At 66.1% G+C, this 17,288-nt stretch carries 25 protein-coding genes; 9 read left to right on the top strand and 16 right to left on the bottom strand.

What is annotated here, in order from left to right; genetic code table 11:
• The first annotated feature begins 28 nt into the window (after nucleotides 1-28).
• Nucleotides 29-745, top strand: coding sequence for a ligase-associated DNA damage response endonuclease PdeM (pdeM, locus tag ACFFF7_RS05750; RefSeq protein ID WP_379480401.1), 717 nt, complete (start codon nucleotides 29-31; stop codon nucleotides 743-745).
• Here the strand turns inward: pdeM and ACFFF7_RS05745 are convergent.
• Nucleotides 692-1,387, bottom strand: a complete 696-nt coding sequence (locus ACFFF7_RS05745) for a hypothetical protein (RefSeq protein WP_379480400.1) — start codon at nucleotides 1,385-1,387, stop codon at nucleotides 692-694. The genes pdeM and ACFFF7_RS05745 overlap by 54 nt on opposite strands.
• 175 nt (nucleotides 1,388-1,562) lie before the next feature.
• Here ACFFF7_RS05745 and infC point away from each other — a divergent pair, with 175 nt between their 5' ends.
• Nucleotides 1,563-2,081 carry a translation initiation factor IF-3 gene (gene infC / locus ACFFF7_RS05740; RefSeq protein WP_379480399.1) on the top strand — a complete coding sequence of 173 codons (519 nt, stop codon included), beginning with the start codon at nucleotides 1,563-1,565 and terminating at the stop codon, nucleotides 2,079-2,081.
• A 28-nt stretch (nucleotides 2,082-2,109) separates the two neighbouring features.
• The gene (locus tag ACFFF7_RS05735) at nucleotides 2,110-3,396 is read left to right on the top strand and encodes an MFS transporter (RefSeq protein WP_379480398.1); all 1,287 of its coding nucleotides are present in this window, start codon (nucleotides 2,110-2,112) and stop codon (nucleotides 3,394-3,396) included.
• Nucleotides 3,397-3,402: 6 nt separating this feature from the next.
• Here ACFFF7_RS05735 and ACFFF7_RS05730 read toward each other — a convergent pair whose 3' ends face one another.
• On the bottom strand, nucleotides 3,403-3,780 hold the full coding sequence (locus ACFFF7_RS05730) for a DUF6632 domain-containing protein (RefSeq protein ID WP_379480397.1): 378 nt from the start codon (nucleotides 3,778-3,780) through the stop codon (nucleotides 3,403-3,405).
• Between the two features lie 218 nt (nucleotides 3,781-3,998).
• Between ACFFF7_RS05730 and ACFFF7_RS05725 the strand changes: the two genes are divergently transcribed.
• The gene (locus ACFFF7_RS05725) at nucleotides 3,999-5,297 is read left to right on the top strand and encodes a cystathionine gamma-synthase family protein (protein ID WP_379480396.1); all 1,299 of its coding nucleotides are present in this window, start codon (nucleotides 3,999-4,001) and stop codon (nucleotides 5,295-5,297) included.
• A gap of 42 nt (nucleotides 5,298-5,339) precedes the next feature.
• A complete protein-coding gene (locus ACFFF7_RS05720; RefSeq protein WP_379480395.1) occupies nucleotides 5,340-5,822 on the top strand; it encodes a PaaI family thioesterase in 483 nt (160 codons plus the stop codon).
• Here ACFFF7_RS05720 and ACFFF7_RS05715 read toward each other — a convergent pair whose 3' ends face one another.
• Nucleotides 5,823-6,356, bottom strand: a complete 534-nt coding sequence (locus ACFFF7_RS05715) for a J domain-containing protein (RefSeq protein ID WP_379480394.1) — start codon at nucleotides 6,354-6,356, stop codon at nucleotides 5,823-5,825. It abuts the gene before it with no gap.
• Nucleotides 6,357-6,470: 114 nt separating this feature from the next.
• On the opposite strand from ACFFF7_RS05715, the gene ACFFF7_RS05710 reads away from it, so the two are divergent.
• Nucleotides 6,471-6,647 carry a hypothetical protein gene (locus ACFFF7_RS05710; protein WP_379480393.1) on the top strand — a complete coding sequence of 59 codons (177 nt, stop codon included), beginning with the start codon at nucleotides 6,471-6,473 and terminating at the stop codon, nucleotides 6,645-6,647.
• A gap of 21 nt (nucleotides 6,648-6,668) precedes the next feature.
• Here the strand turns inward: ACFFF7_RS05710 and pal are convergent, their stop codons facing one another.
• From pal to hisB, 12 genes are all read right to left on the bottom strand, one after another.
• Nucleotides 6,669-7,178: a peptidoglycan-associated lipoprotein Pal gene (pal, locus tag ACFFF7_RS05705; protein ID WP_379480392.1), complete on the bottom strand. Its 510-nt coding sequence runs from the start codon at nucleotides 7,176-7,178 to the stop codon at nucleotides 6,669-6,671.
• A gap of 64 nt (nucleotides 7,179-7,242) precedes the next feature.
• Nucleotides 7,243-8,598, bottom strand: a complete 1,356-nt coding sequence (gene tolB / locus ACFFF7_RS05700; RefSeq protein WP_379480391.1) for a Tol-Pal system beta propeller repeat protein TolB — start codon at nucleotides 8,596-8,598, stop codon at nucleotides 7,243-7,245.
• Nucleotides 8,595-9,377, bottom strand: coding sequence for a cell envelope integrity protein TolA (gene tolA / locus ACFFF7_RS05695; protein ID WP_379480390.1), 783 nt, complete (start codon nucleotides 9,375-9,377; stop codon nucleotides 8,595-8,597). The genes tolB and tolA overlap by 4 nt, the downstream gene beginning before the upstream one ends.
• Before the next feature lie 9 nt (nucleotides 9,378-9,386).
• Complete coding sequence (locus ACFFF7_RS05690; RefSeq protein ID WP_379480389.1) at nucleotides 9,387-9,824, bottom strand: ExbD/TolR family protein; 438 nt, start codon at nucleotides 9,822-9,824, stop codon at nucleotides 9,387-9,389.
• The gene (gene tolQ, locus ACFFF7_RS05685; RefSeq protein ID WP_379480388.1) at nucleotides 9,825-10,526 is read right to left on the bottom strand and encodes a protein TolQ; all 702 of its coding nucleotides are present in this window, start codon (nucleotides 10,524-10,526) and stop codon (nucleotides 9,825-9,827) included.
• Complete coding sequence (locus tag ACFFF7_RS05680; RefSeq protein WP_379480387.1) at nucleotides 10,523-10,981, bottom strand: YbgC/FadM family acyl-CoA thioesterase; 459 nt, start codon at nucleotides 10,979-10,981, stop codon at nucleotides 10,523-10,525. The genes tolQ and ACFFF7_RS05680 overlap by 4 nt, the downstream gene beginning before the upstream one ends.
• A 96-nt stretch (nucleotides 10,982-11,077) precedes the next feature.
• Nucleotides 11,078-11,455 carry a histidine triad nucleotide-binding protein gene (locus tag ACFFF7_RS05675; RefSeq protein WP_379480386.1) on the bottom strand — a complete coding sequence of 126 codons (378 nt, stop codon included), beginning with the start codon at nucleotides 11,453-11,455 and terminating at the stop codon, nucleotides 11,078-11,080.
• Nucleotides 11,456-11,770, bottom strand: a complete 315-nt coding sequence (locus tag ACFFF7_RS05670; RefSeq protein WP_379480385.1) for a phosphoribosyl-ATP diphosphatase — start codon at nucleotides 11,768-11,770, stop codon at nucleotides 11,456-11,458.
• Between the two features lie 18 nt (nucleotides 11,771-11,788).
• Nucleotides 11,789-12,550: an imidazole glycerol phosphate synthase subunit HisF gene (gene hisF / locus ACFFF7_RS05665; protein WP_379480384.1), complete on the bottom strand. Its 762-nt coding sequence runs from the start codon at nucleotides 12,548-12,550 to the stop codon at nucleotides 11,789-11,791.
• Nucleotides 12,551-12,764: 214 nt separating this feature from the next.
• Complete coding sequence (gene hisA / locus ACFFF7_RS05660) at nucleotides 12,765-13,493, bottom strand: 1-(5-phosphoribosyl)-5-[(5-phosphoribosylamino)methylideneamino]imidazole-4-carboxamide isomerase (RefSeq protein WP_379480383.1); 729 nt, start codon at nucleotides 13,491-13,493, stop codon at nucleotides 12,765-12,767.
• Complete coding sequence (hisH, locus tag ACFFF7_RS05655) at nucleotides 13,490-14,110, bottom strand: imidazole glycerol phosphate synthase subunit HisH (protein WP_379480382.1); 621 nt, start codon at nucleotides 14,108-14,110, stop codon at nucleotides 13,490-13,492. Before hisH ends, hisA begins: the two co-directional genes overlap by 4 nt.
• Nucleotides 14,103-14,696 carry an imidazoleglycerol-phosphate dehydratase HisB gene (hisB, locus tag ACFFF7_RS05650; protein WP_379480381.1) on the bottom strand — a complete coding sequence of 198 codons (594 nt, stop codon included), beginning with the start codon at nucleotides 14,694-14,696 and terminating at the stop codon, nucleotides 14,103-14,105. The genes hisH and hisB overlap by 8 nt, the downstream gene beginning before the upstream one ends.
• A gap of 103 nt (nucleotides 14,697-14,799) precedes the next feature.
• Here hisB and ACFFF7_RS05645 point away from each other — a divergent pair, with 103 nt between their 5' ends.
• The 3 genes from ACFFF7_RS05645 to gmk are packed head-to-tail and all read left to right on the top strand — an operon-like array spanning nucleotide 14,800 to nucleotide 16,399.
• Entirely contained in the window at nucleotides 14,800-15,294 is a 495-nt protein-coding gene (locus ACFFF7_RS05645) for an SspB family protein (protein WP_379480380.1), read from the top strand.
• Between the two features lie 4 nt (nucleotides 15,295-15,298).
• Nucleotides 15,299-15,730 (top strand): hypothetical protein, encoded by a 432-nt coding sequence (locus ACFFF7_RS05640; protein WP_379480379.1) that lies wholly within the window; start codon nucleotides 15,299-15,301, stop codon nucleotides 15,728-15,730.
• Between the two features lie 30 nt (nucleotides 15,731-15,760).
• Nucleotides 15,761-16,399 (top strand): guanylate kinase, encoded by a 639-nt coding sequence (gene gmk, locus ACFFF7_RS05635; RefSeq protein ID WP_379480378.1) that lies wholly within the window; start codon nucleotides 15,761-15,763, stop codon nucleotides 16,397-16,399.
• Here gmk and ACFFF7_RS05630 read toward each other — a convergent pair.
• Nucleotides 16,396-17,283 carry an SMP-30/gluconolactonase/LRE family protein gene (locus ACFFF7_RS05630; RefSeq protein WP_379480377.1) on the bottom strand — a complete coding sequence of 296 codons (888 nt, stop codon included), beginning with the start codon at nucleotides 17,281-17,283 and terminating at the stop codon, nucleotides 16,396-16,398. The two genes, gmk and ACFFF7_RS05630, sit on opposite strands and share 4 nt — an antisense overlap.
• Nucleotides 17,284-17,288 lie beyond the last annotated feature (5 nt).

Raw genomic sequence — 17,288 nt, 5'->3', positions numbered from 1 at the left:
AAGCCGGGGGCTGCGGCAAGGAAAAGCCATGGTTCCCTTTTCGTTCGCAGGTGAGGAGTTTGCCCTGGTCGGCGAACGCGCGCTCTATTGGCCGCGCGAAGCGGCGCTGCTGGTGGCCGACCTGCATCTTGAAAAGGCCAGCTTCTTCGCCCGTCACGGGCAGATGCTGCCGCCCTATGACAGCCGCGAAACGCTGGAGCGGGTGGCCGGGGCGATTCGCCAGACCGGGGCGCGGCGGGTCTATTGTCTGGGCGACAATTTCCACGACACCGCCGGGCCGGAGCGGCTCGAGCCGCACGCCGCGGGGATGCTCGACGCGCTGAGCCGCGCGACCGACTGGGTGTGGATCGCCGGTAATCACGACCAGGGCCGGGTGCCGTGGGGCACCGCGGTGGACGAGCTGGAACTGGCCGGGATCGTCCTGCGCCACGAAGCGCTGAAGGGCGAAGTGCGGGCCGAACTGTCAGGCCATTACCACCCGCGCCTGCGCGTTTCGGCGCGCGGCCGGATGATTGCCCGGCCGTGCTGGGTGGCAAGTGAGCGCAAGCTGATCCTCCCCGCGTTCGGCGCCCTGACCGGCGGGATGGATGCCGCCGATCCGGCGATCATCGCGGCGATGCAGCCGGCCAGCGCGGTCGACGCGGTGCTCCCCGCCTCGGGCCGACTGGCCCAGTTCCCGCTGTGGCGCGCCTCAAATCAGGAATGCGGCAGCATTGCACGCCGCGATCGCGCCGCTTCCACCTAGCGTCGCGGGGTGGACGCGGCCGATAAGGCGCCGGTCGTACAGCGCCAGCGAACCCAGAAAGGCCAGCCACACGCCGAACAGGTAGGTCAGGAACAGCGCCATGTCGGTCGTCTCGCTCATCACTTTGGGCAGGAGGGGACCGAACAGCGGATCGTAAAGCCGGGCCAGGATCGGTTCGAGCAGGGCCATGGTGCCGACCAGCAGCAGCCGTTTGTGCCAGTCGGGCCGGTTGCGCCGCTGGTAGGCCAGCCACGTGCAGGCCGCGAACACCGCCATCAGCAGGCGGTTGGCGATCACTTCGGGCTCCATCGCCGCAAAGCCGCGAAACTTGGCGATGAAGAGGTACAGCGTGCTCAGCACCATGCCGGCGGCGATCGCGAAGACCCATTGCCCGATGCGGCGATGCGCGGCGATCCGGCCCAGATAAACAAGCCACGCCTGCACCGCGAAGGCGATCACCCAGGCCGCCGAAAACAGCGCATGGACGATCATTTTCGGATCGGAATTGCTCGGCTGGCCGACATCGGTGATCAGATTGTCGGCAAAGGCCAGGAACGACAGCATGACCAGCAGCAGGGTCATCACCGGGAAATAGAGCGCCCCCGGTCTTGCGCGGCTGGACCGCGCCGCAACTGTCGCCATATGCCGCCTCCCCTGGCATCGGTGTTCCACCGCCACGCACTTGATACCCCGCACTGGCCGTGCCGCAAGTCGAAACGCAGCCTAAACCCTTTCCCAAGTCCCGGTTTCGGACTATGGAGCGGCGCAGAAAAACGTCTCAGGAGATTCCAACATAGCACCCCCACCCCGGCGCAGCATGCAGCCCCCCGTTAAGAGCGGCCCGCGCTACAATCAGATGATCACGTCCGACAAGGTTCGCGTCATTGACGAGAACGGCGAGAATATCGGCGTGATGTACACCCGCGAAGCGATCGAGCAGGCGGCCGAGGTCGGCCTTGACCTGGTCGAAGTCAGCCCCAACGCCGACCCGCCGGTGTGCAAGTTCCTCGATGTCGGCAAGTTCCGCTACGAGGCGCAGAAGAAGGCGAATCTCGCCCGCAAGTCGCAGAAGACGCAGGAGATCAAGGAGATCAAGATGCGTCCGAACATCGACGACCACGATTACGACACCAAGATGAAGGCGATCCACAAGTTCATCGGCGAAGGCGACAAGGTCAAGGTGACCCTGCGCTTCCGCGGCCGCGAACTGTCGCACCAGCAATTGGGCATGAACCTGCTCAAGCGGGTCCAGGACGACACCGCCGAAGTGGCCAAGATGGAAGCCTGGCCGCGCATGGAAGGCCGCCAGATGCTGATGGTGATTTCGCCGAAGTAAACCGGGACTTGGCGGGGGGAACGACGCAATGGGCGCGAAGTTGTCGATACCCCGCCAGCGGCTGGTCTCGATCATCGGCGGCTCGGCCGGCAACCTGGTCGAATGGTACGACTGGTTCGCCTATGCCAGTTTCGCGATCTACTTCGCCCCGGTCTTCTTCCCCAAGGCCGATCCCACCGCCCAGCTCTTAAGCACCGCGACGATCTTCGCCGCGGGCTTTGTCATGCGCCCGATCGGGGCCTGGGTGATGGGCCGCTTTGCCGACGGCAGGGGGCGCAAGGCGGGCCTCACGCTGTCGGTGGCGCTGATGTTCAGCGGCTCATTGCTGCTCGCCGTCGCCCCGACCTATGCCCAGGCCGGATTGCTTGGCCCAGCCGTGCTGCTGCTCGCCCGTGTCCTGCAGGGACTGTCGCTGGGCGGCGAATACGGCGCCAGTGCAACCTACCTGTCGGAGATGGCGCCGAAGGAGAATCGCGGGTTCTGGGCCAGCTTCCAGTACATGACGCTGTGCGGCGGGCAGCTCTGCGCGATCGCCGTGGCGGTGGTGCTGCAGGGTTTCCTCAGCGAGGCGCAATTGACCACCTGGGGCTGGCGCATTCCCTTCGTGATCGGCGCAGGCCTGGCGCTTGGCGTCTACCTGCTGCGCCGTAACCTGGGCGAAACGCCGTCATTCACCAACCAGGCGGTCGATCGCCCGGCCTCCACCGCCCGGCTGCTGTGGCGCGACCATCGCCGTGAAAGCATTCTGGTCGCGATGCTCTCGGCCGGCGGGGGGCTCAGCGCCTATACCTATACCAGCTACATGCAGAAGTACCTGTTCAACACGGTCGGCTTCGACAAGGCCACCGCGACCTATATCATCGCTGTGGCGCTGCTGTGGTTCACCGCGATGCAGCCGCTGTTCGGCGCGCTGGCCGATCGCTTCGGGCGCAAACCCATGCTGCTGATCTTCGGCATCGGCGGGGCCCTGGCCGCCGTACCGGTGTTCCTGACGCTGGAGCAGACAACCTCGCCGGTGATCGCCACGCTGCTGATCCTGATCCCGCTGACTCTGCAGAGCGGCTACAGCGCCAACAACGCGCTGGTGAAGGCCGAACTGTTCCCGGCGCACATCCGCGGGCTGGGCGTGGCGCTGCCCTACGCCATCGGCAACGCGCTGTTCGCCGGGACGCTGGAAATGGTCGCGCTGGCGCTGAAGGGCGCCGGCGTGGAGTGGCTGTTCTACATCTACGTCGCTCTGGTCATCGCCATGGCCGGCGTCGCCACGCTGCTGCTGCCCGAAACCCGCGAGCGCAGCCTGATTACCGAAGACTGATCAGGATCAGGCTGCCGCGCCGCGTCGCATCAGCACGGCAAAGACAACAGCAACCAGCAACAGCGCTGGCACGTCGCCCATCAGATGGCCCTGATGCATCGGCGCGCGCATTGCCTCCCACGCCATGATGCCGGCGTGGACCAAGCTGGACCAGACGGTGAACCAGATCAGCGAAGCGTTCGCCGCCGGATTTCCTGCACCGCGGATCAGGAACACGCCCAGAGTGAAGTAGACCCCGACGATCATCAGGAAATAATCGTTCGTAGCCGGACTGCCCTCGTGCCAGGCCCAGCCCGATGGCCATACGATCGCAAGCAGATAGATCACGCAGAAAACCGCGCCAAACAGACGCATGGCCAAGGCCAGCAGGTTGGTATTGGACATCGGACTTTGCTCCATTATTGGTATAAAGTTCGACCCGGAACCATGGCTAGCACTTAACCGGTTTCAACAGCAACGATATTGATTTGGGCCGTGCGCTGCCCTATCCGCAGGCGCGGCCCTTGGGGAGATGCGTTCCTGCGGAGGTTAGGAACCCCGGCCCCGGCCAATGACCAGCTCCCGCCTTCCTGGGGGCGTTGAATTCAGGAAGGATGCCAAGCATGGCAGACACCCCCACGCCCGCGCGAAAGCCCAAGGCGGCAATCACCCATATCGGCAACCACGAACTTTCGCCCGCCACCCTGATGATGGGCCATGGCTATGATCCGGTGCTGTCCGAGGGCAGCCTCAAGGCGCCGATTTTCCTGACCAGCACCTTCGCCTTCCCCAGCGCGGCTGACGGCAAGCGTTTCTTCGAAGGGATCACCGGCAAGGTTCCCGGTGGCACCGACGGGCTGGTCTATTCGCGCTTCAACGGACCCAACCAGCAGATCCTTGAAGGCCGTCTGGCTGTTTGGGACGGCGCGGAAGAGGCGCTGAGCTTTTCCAGCGGGATGACCGCGATCTGCGTGCTGTTCCTGGCCTATTGCAACGCCGGGGACGTGATCGTCCATTCGGGCCCGCTCTATGCCGCCAGCGAGGGCTTCGTTGCCAAGACGCTGAGCCGCTTCGGCGTCACCTATGTCGATTTCCCCGCCGGGGCGACGCGCGAAGAGCTCGACGCGGTGATGGCCAGGGCCAAGGCCCAGGCCGCGGCGCAGGGCGGCAAGGTGGCGATGGTTTATCTTGAAAGTCCGGCCAACCCGACCAACGCGCTGGTTGACGTCGAGGCTGTGCGCGATGCCCGCGATGCCGCCTTCGGCCCCGAATGCCCGATCGCGATCGACAACACTTTCCTGGGCCCGCTGTGGTCGCGCCCGCTCGATCACGGCGCCGACATCGTGGTCTATTCGCTGACCAAATATGTCGGCGGTCATTCCGATCTGGTCGCCGGATCGATCGCCGGGGCGAAGAAGTGGATGACCCCGGTGCGGATGCTGCGCAACGTGATGGGCGGGATCGTCGATCCCAACACCGCTTGGATGCTGATGCGCAGCCTGGAAACGGTCGAGTTGCGGATGGACCGCGCCGGTGAGAACGCCGCGCGGGTCTGCGCCTGGTTGGCGGTGCATCCCAAGGTCGAAAAGCTTGGCTATCTGGGAATGATCGACGATCCGCGCCAGCAGGACATTTTCGATCGCCACTGCACCGGCGCGGGCAGCACATTTTCGCTCTATATCAAGGGCGGCGAGGCCGAGGCGTTCCGCTTCCTCGACAACCTCAGGATCGCCAAGCTCGCGGTCAGCCTGGGCGGCACCGAAACGCTGGCCAGCCTGCCCGCGGCGATGACCCACCTGTCGGTGCCGGACGAACGCAAGGCCCAGCTCGGCATCACCGACAACTTGGTCCGCGTCAGCATCGGAATCGAGAACGCCGACGATCTGATCGCCGACTTCGAACAGGCGCTGGCTGCGGTCTGATCCGGCTTGCAGCGGGCCGGGCAATATGCTTGGCCCGCTGCCATGACCCACGAACCGCACGACAAGCTGCAATCCGACGCCGATACGCCCGGCGATTCGCGCCTGGCCCTGGTCAGCGAAGGGCCGTGGGCCGGCTGGCACCACTGGGAGCCGGTCGACGATTTCGAGGAGCATGCCGGGCCGTTCTATTGCCGGCCCGAGGGCGACGGGCTGGTCTGCGGTTTCATGCCCGAAGCCAAGAACCGCAATGGCGGGGGCAACATCCACGGCGGGGCGCTGATGACCTTTGCCGACTATGTCCTGTTCATGAGTGCCAGCGGAATCGACGGATCGATCCACGGGGTGACTTTGACGATGAACTGCGAATTCATCGGCGCGGCCGAACCCGGGCGGCTGCTGACCGGTCGCGGCGAAGTGGTCCGCCAGGGTTTCTCGATCGTCTTTGTGCGCGGCATCATCGACGATGACGGCCGCCCGGTGCTGACCTTCTCGGCAACGATCAAGAAATTGAAGAAGCGGGCCTGATCAGCCCTTCCACTCGCGGCGTTCCTCGGCCGCGCGGAGCACCTCATAGGCCAGCTGCAGCGCCTGAAACGCCTTGGCCGCGTCTTCGTCGCCGGGCCGGACGTCGGGATGGACCAGCTTGGCCTTGGCCCTGTAGCTTTTCTTGATCGCGTCGAAATCGGCGTCCGGAGTCAGTTCCAGCAGGTCGAGCGCGCGCAGTTCGTCGCGGCTGCGGCTGCCGTCGCCAGAGCCCGCCCAGCCATAGTGGGCCGCCTCGTGATAACCGGAGTTGTCGCGGGTCTCGTCCGCTTCGCGCTGGGCGGCTTCTTCCTTGTCGAGCCCCTCAAAATAGTCCCACCCGGCGTTGTATTCGGCGGCGTGACGCTGGCAGAACATCCACCGTTCGGGACTGTTAGGCGTCTTGGGCGCGGGGCAGCTGCCCACTTCGTTGCAGCCGTGACGATCGCACAGCCGAACGGTCGCCGCTTCGCGCGCGCCTTCATAGCCGCGCCAGCGCGGGAATCCCCAATTGTCGGATCGGCTGGGACGGCTCATTGTGGTGCGATAGGCTTTCGGGGGTAGGGCGCGCAAGTATCGATGCACGCCATGGACCTTTGTTCAGGGCTGGCAGGGTTGAAAGTCCGTGCCGAAACGGGCACAAGGCACGTGATGAGCAAGCAACTGGCCCTGTCAATCGCGCTGTCGGTGCTGGCAATGACCGGACTGGTGCTGCTGGGCAGCGATCACGGCGCTGGCGTTGGGGCGGGCTCTGCCTTGCGCCTCCCGATCAGCGCCCAGGCGCCGAACCTGCCGACGATCAGCCAGCTGCTTCCCGCGCTGCAATAGCCGCGGGAAGCGCCTTACCCATCAATCCAGCGTCACGGTTACCGCGCGGCGGTTCTTGGCCCAGCTGTCCTCGTCCGATCCCAGCGCCGCGGGCCGTTCCTTGCCATAGCTGACCGTGGTGATCCGCGCCGCATCCACGCCCAGGGTAACCAGATAGTTCTTGGCCGCGTTGGCGCGGCGCTCGCCCAGCGCCAGGTTGTATTCGCGGGTGCCGCGTTCGTCGCAGTGCCCTTCCAGGGTGATCCGCTTGGCCGGATACTTGGCCAGCCACTGCGCCTGGGCGGCCAGTGCGGTCTGATCGGCGCTGTCGATGTTGTACTTGTCGGTATCGAACAGGATCGTGTCCTGGCCCATCATCGTCGCGGCGAAATCGGCCTGGCTACCGGGGACCGGGCCCTGATTGGCACCCGGGGTCTCGGTCGAGACCGAACCGCCCGGATCGGGCGGCAGCACCTTGGGCGCTTTCTTGGAACAGCCTGAAACGGCCAGGCCCGCAGCCAGGATTGCAGCAAGTGCGAGGTTAGTCTTCATGGCTTACTCCTTCGAATTCAGCTTCGCGGGCCGGGCCGCAGAGTCAATGATGGGTGAGGGACGATCAGGGACGAAGCGGTCCCCACGCGGGATCGCTGCCGTCGCCCGGGGTCTCGATCCGGCGCAGGTTGCGCCCGGTCAGGTCGACCTGCCAGACGCTGGTCTTGCCGGTGGTCTTGGCGGTACGGAAAAACTGGATGACCCGGCCGTTGGGGGCCCAGGTCGGGGCTTCGTCCTGCCAGCTATCGGTCAGATAGCGCAGCGAGCCACCCTGCGGATCCATCACCGCGACACGCAGGTTGCCGACAATGTGGGTAAAGGCGATCTGGTCGCCGCGCGGGCTCCATTCCGGCGTGGCGCTGCGCCCGCCGAAGAAGCTGATGCGCTTCTGGTTCGATCCGTCGGCGTCCATCACATAGACCTGCTGGCTGCCCGAGCGGTCGCTTTCGAACACGATCCTGCTGCCATCGGGCGAGAAGCTGCCGCCGATGTCGATCCCCGGACTGTCGGTCAGCTTGATCGCATTTCCGCCCGCTGCCGGGATCTTGTAGATGTCGGTATTGCCGGCCTGGGCCATCGAATAGAGCACCCACTTGCCATCGGGCGACCAGCGCGGCGCGAACAACGGGTTCCGGGCCGACAGCAGCAGCCGCTGGGTCCTGGTCGCGGGATCGAGGATATAGATCCGCGGCTGGCCGTTGAGATAGGACAGATAGAGGATCGACGTGTAATCGGGTGACCAGCGCGGAGTCAGCGCGGTGGCCTGCCCGGTGGTCAGCTTGGTAAAGTTCTCGCCGTCCGAATCCATGATCGCGAGTTGCTTGAGCCGGCGATCCTTGGGGCCGGATTCGGCGATGAAGGCGATCTTGCTGTCGAAGAACGGGCTTTCCCCCGAGAGCCGCGAATAGACCAGATCGGCGCATTTGTGCGCGGCGCGGCGCCAGTCGGCGGGCGGCAGGGTCCACCCGGCCTTGGCCAGCTGCTGCTTCAGCGCGACGTCATAGAGATAGCAGCCGACGGTGACCTGCCCGTCGGCTTCGGCGCGGACATAGCCCTGGATCAGCATGTCGGTACCGCGGGTGCTCCACGTACCGAACTCGGGCGCCTGGACCTGGCCCAGCGCCGGTCGCGGCAGGGCGCCGGGGCCGGTCGGCTTGAACAGCCCGTTGTTCTGCAAGTCCGCGGTGATTACGCTGGCCAGAGTGAAACCCAGCGAACCGGTTCTGCCCGCGCTGGTCCGGGTCGGCACGTCGGCATTGGTGGCGAAGGCGGGGATGGCGATGGTCTGGTTTTGCCAGTCGCTGTCGTCCGACACGGTCACGTCGATCCCGGGAGCGGGCGTGGTCGGCGGCGGGGTAGTCTGCGCGAACGCACTGCCTGCACCAAGAATCAGCGCGAGGGCAAAGGGGGCAAACTTCATTGCGATAGCCTTCTGTCGAAAGTCGATGTCACCGTCTGCCAGTGATCGTAAAGGTCGGGCGGGAGGATGAAAGGCGCGGCCAGGCGCACCGCGCGGATCGCCCGTTCGGCGTGGAGCCGGACCTGCGCGGCATTGGCCGGGGTCTGCCCGCTTTGCGCGATCACCTGCGGATCGCCGACCAGCGCGCCGCTGCGATTGAGGTTGAAGCGCACCTGGGTCACCAGCTTTTCGGCATCGGCACCTTGCGGTGCGCTCCAGTTCGGCTTGAGCTGACGCATGATCGCCGCGCGCAGGGCCGATTGCTGCTGCGGCCCGAAGGCTGCGGCAGGCGCGGCCGTGCGCGCGGTTCCCTGCGCGCCGGACACGCCCTTGAGGAAATCGGAACCGATCCGGCTGGCACCGGCGGGCCGGGTGGTGACCGGCGCAGGACGGGCCGGCGCAACCTTGGCAGGGGCCACGCGCGGGGGCTGCGGTGCGACCTTGGCTGCGGGCGCAGGAACGGCACGCGGCGGTGCGGGCTGCGGCTTTGGCGGCGCAACTGCGGCGGGCTGCGGCTGCGGGATCGGCGCGACTTCGCCCAGCACCGGGGCCTCGTCGAGCGCAGGCGCGGTCGCGGTCAGGCCGACATCCTCGCTCAGCGTCACGGTCATCCGTTCGGGCGGGGGCAGCGGCGCAGGTGCAGGCGGGCTCAGCGCCAGCCAGGCCACCAGCGCGGCATGCGCCGCCAGCGCCAGGCCCAGGCCGATGCGTTCTTCGCTGCGAAGGGCGATGGCTGCCATGGTCGGGCCCTATTCAGCCGCGCCTGAACTGGTGGTGACCAGCGAAATAGCGTTGAACCCGGCGCGGTTGAGCTGGCCCATCACCGCGATCACCCGGCCATAGTCCAGCGCCTTGTCGGCACGCAGCGTGACCAGCGGTGGCTTGCCATCGGCCCCGCGCGGCAGGGCGGCGAGCTTGTCGGCCAGCGCCCCGGGGGCGACTTCGCTCTGGTCGATGAACAGGCGGCCCTGAGCATCCATCGACAGATTGACCTGCTGCGCCTGCTGATCCAGCGCCTTGGCCTGGCTGTCGGGCAGGTTGACCGGCACCCCGGCATTGAGCAGCGGCGCGGTGACCATGAAGATGATCAGCAGAACCAGCATGACGTCGACCAGCGGGGTGACGTTGATCTCTGCCATCGGCGCGCGGCCGCGGCGTTTGCTGCGACGAGGCGTGGCGAAGGCCATTTATCCCGCCTCCAGATCGCGGCTCAGGCTGGCGTGGAAGCGGTCGGCAAAGCGCTGCAGCCGCGCTTCGAGCTGGTCGACGCGGTGCGAAAAGCGGTTGTAGGCGATGACCGCAGGGATCGCCGCGAACAGCCCGATCGCGGTGGCGAACAGCGCTTCGGAAATGCCCGGGGCGACCACCGCGAGCGACGAGTTCTGCTGCTGGCCGATCTGGAAGAAGCTGTTCATGATCCCCCAGACCGTGCCGAACAGCCCCACGAAGGGCGCCACCGCACCAACCGTGGCGAGGAAATTGAGCCGTTCCGCCAGCCGGTCGGCCTCCTGCGCGATCGCGCCGTCCATCGCCTGAGCCAGCCGCTGGCGGGTGCCGTCCTTGTCGCGCCGGGCCGAGGCGCGCCATTCGGCCAGGCCGGCAGCGGCAACCCGCGCCGAAGGGGTGTCGCGCGCTTCCCATTCGGCCTGAAACGCGTCGATGTCCTTGGCCTTCCAGAAGGCCCGTTCATAGGTGTCGCAGCGCGTGCGGATGCCGCCCGAGCGGAGCGAAAATGACAGCACGATCATCCACACCCAGACCGAAGCCAGGATCAGCCCGGCCATGACGATTTGGACGACAATGTCCGCGTCGAGGAACAGCTTGACCGGGTTGAGGTGGCCCGAGACCGCTTTGGGGGCGGCAGCGGCGAGCAAGGGAAGCAGGGTCATTCGGATCCTTCAAGGGCAATGGTGGCAAAGGCCTCGCGCCAGCCGGCAGGCATGCGGCGCGGACGGCCTTCGGGAGAGACGAAGCCGACCCGGAACGTCGCTTCGGACAGAAGTACGCCGTCGCCGCGGAACGCCTTCTGGTGCATCAGGCACGATGCGGCGCGCAGGGCGGTGCAGCGCGTTTCGATGTTCACGACATCGTCGAGCCGGGCGGGCACGGCATAGCGGATGGTCAGGTCGACCACGGCAAAGGCACCCTCGCCACCTTCATTCGCGGCGCGCTGGTCAATCCCCAGCAGGCGGACGCAATCGCTGCGCGCACGTTCGAACCAGCGCAGGTAATTGGCGTGATAGACCACCCCCGACAGGTCGGTGTCTTCGAAATAGGCGCGCACGGCAAAGCGGTGCACAGGTCCGTCGATCAGGCCGGAGGGTGGAGCTGGAAATGACGTCATGCCGCCGGACCCTTAGCAAGTGCGGGAGTCAGGGGGCAACCCCAAGTGCCAGTGCGGACCGCTTGCGGGTGCAACTGGTCAGCCGTGCAGGGCAGTTCAGCGCGCCAGCATCGGCCCCAGCGGCCGCCCGCCGAACAGATGGACGTGCAGATGCGGCACTTCCTGGTGGCCGTGCTGACCGACATTGGCGAGCAAACGGTAGCCCGGCGCGACCAGTCCGTTGTCGCGCGCTACGTGGCCGACGGCGCGGACGAACCCGGCGATTTCCTCTGCGCTGGCCTTGGCCGAAAAGTCGTCCCAGCTGACGTAAGTCCCCTTGGGGATCACCAGCACGTGGAGCGGCGCTTGCGGGTTGATGTCGTGGAAGGCCAGCGCCCATTCGTCTTCGTAGACGGTCCGGTTGGGGATCTCGCCGCGCAGGATCTTCGCGAAAATGTTCTGCTCGTCATAGGGCTGGGTGGCGTCGATCGGCATCTATTCGCTCCGGCTGGCTTTTTCGGCGATCCCGCTGGTTCCCTCGCGGCGGTCGAGTTCGGCGAGGACCTCGTCCAGCGGTATCCCCTTGGCGTCGAGCAGTACCATGAGGTGGAACAGCGTGTCGGCCGCTTCACCGACCAGTTCCTCGCGGGTGCCCGACAGCGCGGCGATCACCGTTTCGACCGCTTCCTCGCCCAGCTTTTTCGCGATCACCGGCAGGCCCTTGGCGTGGAGCTTCGCCACCCAGCTCGTCGCAGGATCGGCATCGCGGCGCGCGGCGATGGTCGCGGCAAGGCGGGTCAGGGTGTCCATGATCGCCGGTCTGCCAAGCTATCCGCGCGCGGGCAAGCCTGCTGCGCGAAGCGCCGCGTGCGCCTCGGCGATGGTGTGGGTGCCGAAGTGGAAGATCGAGGCGGCCAGTACCGCGCTGGCGTGGCCCTTGGTGACGCCCTCGACCAGATGATCGAGCGTGCCGACCCCGCCCGAAGCGATCACCGGCACCGAGACTGCATCAGCGATCGTGCGGGTCAGCGCGAGATCGTAGCCGCCTTGCGTGCCGTCGCCGTCCATCGAGGTGACCAGCAGCTCGCCCGCGCCCAGCTCGGCCAGACGTACGGCGTGCTCGATCGCGTCGATCCCGGTCGCCTTGCGCCCGCCGTGGGTGAAGATTTCCCAGCCGCCGCCCGCGGTCTTGCGCGCATCGACCGAGGCGACCACGCATTGGCTGCCCATCTTCTGTGCGATGTCGGCGACCACTTCGGGCCGCGAAACTGCGGCGGAATTGACCGCGATCTTGTCCGCCCCGGCCAGCAGGAGCGCGCGGGCATCCTCGACCGAGCGCACCCCGCCGCCGACGGTCAGCGGCATGAAGCACACCTCGGCGGTGCGGCGCACCACATCGAGCAGCGTCCCGCGCCCTTCGTGGCTGGCGCTGATGTCGAGGAAGCACAGCTCGTCCGCCCCCGCCGCATCATAGGCCTTCGCGGCATCGACCGGATCGCCGGCATCCTTGAGATCGACGAAGTTGACGCCCTTGACCACGCGCCCGTCGCGGACATCGAGGCAGGGGATGACGCGGATGCGGACGGTCATGTGTGCCAGCCAAAGAGAAGGCTGCTGAGAACGACAAGACACAATATGTATAACGCCGAATGCAAAGCTAACAGCGTCCAAAAAGTCCTTGGATATTCGACCTTAGAATAGCGCTGGCCGCCGAATACTGAGGTCTGCAGCCTCCAGCCAATCCACAACTTGGGGGTCTCCCAAGCAATTACGAGAGCCAGTGCGACTGTAACGATTCTGTCGCTCATCGCCGCCCCGCCATCGCAATCGCCGCCGCCAGATCAAGCCGCCCTTCGTAGAGCGCGCGCCCGGTGATCACGCCTTCGATCCCTTCATGCGCGTGGAGCGCAAGAATGTGGATGTCGTCCAGCCCCTTGACCCCGCCGCTGGCAATCACCGGCAAGTCGACCCGGCGGGCCAGCTCGACCGTCGCGTCGATATTGACGCCCTTGAGCAGCCCGTCGCGGCCGATGTCGGTGAACAGCAGGCTGGCGACCCCGGCATCCTCGAAGCGGCGGGCGAGATCGACCACGGCGACGTCGGAGACATCGGCCCAGCCCTCGGTCGCGACCATTCCGTCCTTGGCATCGACCGCGACGACGATCCCGCCGGGAAACTCGCGTGCCATGTCCTTGACGAACTGCGGGTCCTTGAGCGCGGCCGAGCCCATCACCACGCGCGACACGCCCAGATCGAACCAGCCTTCGACCGCCTCGCGGGTGCGGATCCCGCCGCCCAGCTGGACGTGGCCGGGGAACGCTTCGACGATCGCTTCCACCGCCGCGCGGTTCTCCGCCCGCCCGGCAAAGCTGCCGTCGAGATCGACCACGTGAAGGAACTGCGACCCCGCCGCAGCAAACAGCAGCGCCTGCGCTGCCGGATCGTCGCCATAAACCGTTGCGCGGGCCATGTCGCCTTCGGCCAGGCGCACGACCTGACCAGCCTTGAGGTCGATTGCGGGGAAGACGATCATGGCTTCCACTCCAGGAACCGGCTGAGCAGCGCCAGCCCATAGGCCTGGCTCTTTTCCGGATGGAACTGCACCCCCACCAGATTGTCGCGCCCGACCGCGGCGACCAGACCGCCGCCGTGGTCGGTCATCGCCAGCACGTGGTGACCATCATCGGGCGCGAAGTGGTACGAATGGAGGAAATAGCCCTCGCCCGGCTCGACCAGCACCGCATGGGGCGTGGTCTGGACATCGTTCCAGCCCATGTGCGGCACCTTGATCGCCCGGTCGGTGCGTTCGATCAGCCGGACTTCGCCGGGAATCCAGTCAAGTCCTGGCGTGTTGCCATGTTCGACCCCGGTTGTGGCGAGCAGCTGCATCCCGACGCAAATGCCGAGGAACGGCGCCCCGCCGACAAAAACCCGCTCGCGCATCGCCTCGACCAGATGGGGGATCGCCTGCAGCCCTTCGGCGCAGGCCTTGAAGCTGCCGACCCCGGGCAGGACGATCCGGTCGGCGGCGCGCACCACGTCGGGATTGTCGGTCAGGGTAACCGCATCGCAGCCCGCGGCTTTCAGTGCGTTGGCGACGGAATGAAGATTACCCGCGCCGTAATCGACCAGCGCGACAACCTCAGCCACCGAGCTGGCCCTTGGTCGAGGGAATCGCTCCTGCCTTGCGCGGATCGAGCTCCACCGCCTGCCGCATCGCGCGGGCAAAGCCCTTGTAGATGCCTTCGCAGATGTGGTGGTTGTTGCTGCCATAGAGCAGTTCGATGTGCAGCGTGATCCCGACTGCCTGGGCGATCGACTGGAACCAGTGCTCGAACAGCTCGGTATCCATTTCGCCAAGCCGTTCCTGGGTAAACCCGGCGTTCCAAACCAGCCACGGCCGCCCCGAAATGTCGAGCGCGACGCGGGCCAGCGCCTCGTCCATCGGGCTGTAGGCGGTGCCGTAGCGACCGATCCCGGCCTTGTCGCCCAGCGCCTGGCCGATCGCCTGGCCGATCGCGATCGCGCTGTCTTCGGTGGTGTGGTGCTGGTCGACGTGGAGGTCGCCCTTGATGCGGCACGTGACGTCGATCAGCGAATGACGCGAAAACTGCTCGATCATGTGGTCGAGAAAGCCGATCCCGGTGCTGACATCATAGGCCCCGGTGCCGTCGAGGTTCACTTCGACGAGAATGTCGGTTTCGTGCGTTTTGCGGGCAATTCTGGCGGTACGCATGGGGCTGGCCTATAAGACACATTGCAGCGCGTGCAACCATTCGCTGTAGCACGTGTTACCGCATTCCCTTGACCATCCGCGCGCAGGACGCCACTTGACCACCATGAGCGACGAAGCCCCAGACAGCCTGATCCCCTATGACGACATCGTCCAGGAGGCCCTGCGCGCCGTGGTCGGCCGCGTTCTGGGCGAGGTCGAGGCGGCGGGCGGTACCCTGCCGGGCGCGCATCATTTCTATATCACGTTCAAGACCGAAGCCCCCGGCGTCTCGATCCCGCCGCATCTGAAAGAGCGCTTCCCGGACGAGATGACGATCGTTCTGCAGAACAAGTTCTGGGACCTGGCCGTCAACGACGATCATTTCACCGTCGGGCTGACCTTCAACCAGATCCCGGCCAAGCTGGTGGTGCCGTTCTCGGCGATTACCGCCTTTGTCGATCCCGCGGTCGATTTCGGGCTGCAGTTCCAGGCGGTTGGCGGTCCCGACGGCCCCGAGCCGCACGACATGGCCGAAAACGACGAGCCCGATGGCGCTCCGCCCACCGGCAGCGATGACGGCTCGAACGTGGTCTCGGTCGATTTCGGACGCAAGAAATAGGGCCATGGTCAAGGCGCCCCGGATCCTTGCCAGGAAAACCAAGGCGGCGGCGAAAGAGGCCGGCGACACCGTTGCCGACAAGGCCGCCGATATCAGCCCCAATCCGATGACCAATCTGGTCCTGGCCGACATCGTCCTGCGCGGCGGTGGGCAGTTGCTGCGCCATGCGGTCGAACGCAGCCTGCTCCAGACCCGCTATTCGAAAGGCAAGGCCAAGGCGATCGTCAAGGGCCGCTCGATCGGCCAGACCGTGGTCGGCACCGTGCTGGCGCGGGTCGCGACCCGCTCGATCCCCGGCGCGCTGGTGATCGGCGGCGGGCTTCTCGCCAAGACGCTGTTCGACCGCCGCCGCGGCAAGGCCGCCGCGCGCGCCGAAGGCAAGGCTGCGGTGGACAAGCAGGCGGAAAAGGGCGGCGCGGATACCTCCGACGCTTGATCGCCGCCCCGGCTTGGGCAATTGAGGCCCATGGAATCAAGCGATACCCTGCAGCGCCGCGGGCTGATGTTCATCCTGTCCTCGCCCTCCGGCGCGGGCAAGACCACGATCAGCCGGATGCTGCTCGACGCAGATGGCGAAATCTGCCTGTCGGTTTCGGTCACCACCCGCCCGATGCGGCCCGGCGAAATCGACGGCAAGGATTACATCTTCGTCGATCAGCAGGCCTTCGACCAGATGGTCGAGGACGACCATTTCCTCGAATGGGCGTCGGTCTTCGGGCACTGCTATGGAACACCCAAGGCCCAGGTCAAGGCGGGCCTGCGCGAAGGCCAGGACTTTCTGTTCGACATCGACTGGCAGGGCACCCAGCAGCTTTATCAAAAGCTGGAAACCGACGTCGTCCGGGTGTTCCTGCTCCCTCCCAGCATCGATGAACTGCGCCGCCGCCTGACCGGGCGCGGCACCGACAGCAGCGATGTTATCCAGGCCCGCATGGACCGCGCCCGGGGCGAGATCAGCCACTGGGACGGCTATGACTATGTCGTGGTCAACGACGATATCCAGCTGTGCTTTGCCAAGGTGCGCGAGATCCTTCACGCCGAACGGATGAAGCGCGCCCGCCAGACCGGTCTGATCGGCTTCGTCCGCGGATTGATGCGGGACTAGGGCCAGCCCGCGCCCGGCACCTTGACTTCGGTCACCAGCACCTTGCCCTTGGGGCTTTTCGCTGCCGCGCCGGCATCTGAACTGGGCGCGACGAGCATGAACAGGTGGCGTCCGGTCGGTCCGCCGAGCATACAGGCGTAGCAGTTGAGGCCGTCCGTTTCGACCACGTCGAGCACTTCGCCGCCCGGCGCGATCAGCGCGCATTCGGGGGCGACCGGGTTGGCGATCCACACCGCGCCGCTGGCGTCGAGGCAAATCCCGTCGGGCAGGCGCGGCACGGTCGGGGCGAACTGGCGGCGATTGGAAAGTGTCCCGTCCTCGCCGATGTCGAGGATGGTCAGCTGTCCGGCCAGGGTTTCGCCCACCACAAGAGTCTTGCCGTCGGGCTTGATTACCATGCCATTGGGAAAGCCGAAGCGTTCGCCCGGCGCAGCGTCGCTGACGGTACCGTCCGGCTGAACCAGAGCGAGCATCGTGGTCGGGTGTTCGGCGATGACGCTTGCAGCGCCGCGTGCGCGAATTTCGGCATCAAGATCGAAGCCGAAGTTGCCAACATAGGCGCGGCCCGCGCCATCGACGACCATGTCGTTGCACAGGAAGGCCGAATAGTCCGCCAGGTCGGCGTGCTGTTCGAAACGCCCGTCAGGCCAGCGCCGCCAGACTGCACGCAGTTCCATCCGCACCACCAGCAACGATCCGTCGGGCATCCAGCCCAGCCCCGAAGTGCGGCCTTCGACGTCCAATTCGGTGCGCAGGTCACCAGCAAGATCGACCGATTTCACTTGGCTGGCATAGAAATCCGAGAACCACAGCCGGCCATTCCGCCAACGCGGCCCTTCACCGAAGTAAATTCCGGTGGCGAGGGTGCGCAGCTGGTGCTTCATGGCGA

The sequence above is a fragment of the Novosphingobium aquiterrae genome, assembly GCF_042434435.1.
GTDB classification, from domain to species: Bacteria; Pseudomonadota; Alphaproteobacteria; order Sphingomonadales; family Sphingomonadaceae; genus Novosphingobium; species Novosphingobium aquiterrae.
The sequence above is the reverse complement of the archived record's forward strand: the minus strand, read 5'-3'. Positions and strand labels throughout refer to the sequence as shown.

Bases quoted from the DNA above. Each gene is read 5' to 3' on its own strand.
- ACFFF7_RS05640 (WP_379480379.1), top strand. From the start codon at position 15,299: ATGGTCAAGGCGCCCCGGATCCTTGCCAGGAAAACCAAGGCGGCGGCG.
- ACFFF7_RS05710 (WP_379480393.1), top strand. From the start codon at position 6,471: ATGAGCAAGCAACTGGCCCTGTCAATCGCGCTGTCGGTGCTGGCAATG.
- hisB (WP_379480381.1), bottom strand. From the start codon at position 14,696: ATGCGTACCGCCAGAATTGCCCGCAAAACGCACGAAACCGACATTCTC.
- ACFFF7_RS05675 (WP_379480386.1), bottom strand. From the start codon at position 11,455: ATGCCGATCGACGCCACCCAGCCCTATGACGAGCAGAACATTTTCGCG.
- ACFFF7_RS05745 (WP_379480400.1), bottom strand. From the start codon at position 1,387: ATGGCGACAGTTGCGGCGCGGTCCAGCCGCGCAAGACCGGGGGCGCTC.
- pal (WP_379480392.1), bottom strand. From the start codon at position 7,178: ATGAAGACTAACCTCGCACTTGCTGCAATCCTGGCTGCGGGCCTGGCC.
- gmk (WP_379480378.1), top strand. From the start codon at position 15,761: ATGGAATCAAGCGATACCCTGCAGCGCCGCGGGCTGATGTTCATCCTG.
- pdeM (WP_379480401.1), top strand. From the start codon at position 29: ATGGTTCCCTTTTCGTTCGCAGGTGAGGAGTTTGCCCTGGTCGGCGAA.
- ACFFF7_RS05690 (WP_379480389.1), bottom strand. From the start codon at position 9,824: ATGGCCTTCGCCACGCCTCGTCGCAGCAAACGCCGCGGCCGCGCGCCG.
- ACFFF7_RS05725 (WP_379480396.1), top strand. From the start codon at position 3,999: ATGGCAGACACCCCCACGCCCGCGCGAAAGCCCAAGGCGGCAATCACC.
- ACFFF7_RS05670 (WP_379480385.1), bottom strand. From the start codon at position 11,770: ATGGACACCCTGACCCGCCTTGCCGCGACCATCGCCGCGCGCCGCGAT.
- tolA (WP_379480390.1), bottom strand. From the start codon at position 9,377: ATGGCAGCCATCGCCCTTCGCAGCGAAGAACGCATCGGCCTGGGCCTG.
- ACFFF7_RS05735 (WP_379480398.1), top strand. From the start codon at position 2,110: ATGGGCGCGAAGTTGTCGATACCCCGCCAGCGGCTGGTCTCGATCATC.
- ACFFF7_RS05645 (WP_379480380.1), top strand. From the start codon at position 14,800: ATGAGCGACGAAGCCCCAGACAGCCTGATCCCCTATGACGACATCGTC.
- ACFFF7_RS05720 (WP_379480395.1), top strand. From the start codon at position 5,340: ATGACCCACGAACCGCACGACAAGCTGCAATCCGACGCCGATACGCCC.
- tolB (WP_379480391.1), bottom strand. From the start codon at position 8,598: ATGAAGTTTGCCCCCTTTGCCCTCGCGCTGATTCTTGGTGCAGGCAGT.
- ACFFF7_RS05630 (WP_379480377.1), bottom strand. From the start codon at position 17,283: ATGAAGCACCAGCTGCGCACCCTCGCCACCGGAATTTACTTCGGTGAA.
- ACFFF7_RS05680 (WP_379480387.1), bottom strand. From the start codon at position 10,981: ATGACGTCATTTCCAGCTCCACCCTCCGGCCTGATCGACGGACCTGTG.
- ACFFF7_RS05715 (WP_379480394.1), bottom strand. From the start codon at position 6,356: ATGAGCCGTCCCAGCCGATCCGACAATTGGGGATTCCCGCGCTGGCGC.
- hisF (WP_379480384.1), bottom strand. From the start codon at position 12,550: ATGACCGTCCGCATCCGCGTCATCCCCTGCCTCGATGTCCGCGACGGG.
- infC (WP_379480399.1), top strand. From the start codon at position 1,563: ATGCAGCCCCCCGTTAAGAGCGGCCCGCGCTACAATCAGATGATCACG.
- tolQ (WP_379480388.1), bottom strand. From the start codon at position 10,526: ATGACCCTGCTTCCCTTGCTCGCCGCTGCCGCCCCCAAAGCGGTCTCG.
- ACFFF7_RS05730 (WP_379480397.1), bottom strand. From the start codon at position 3,780: ATGTCCAATACCAACCTGCTGGCCTTGGCCATGCGTCTGTTTGGCGCG.
- hisA (WP_379480383.1), bottom strand. From the start codon at position 13,493: ATGATCGTCTTCCCCGCAATCGACCTCAAGGCTGGTCAGGTCGTGCGC.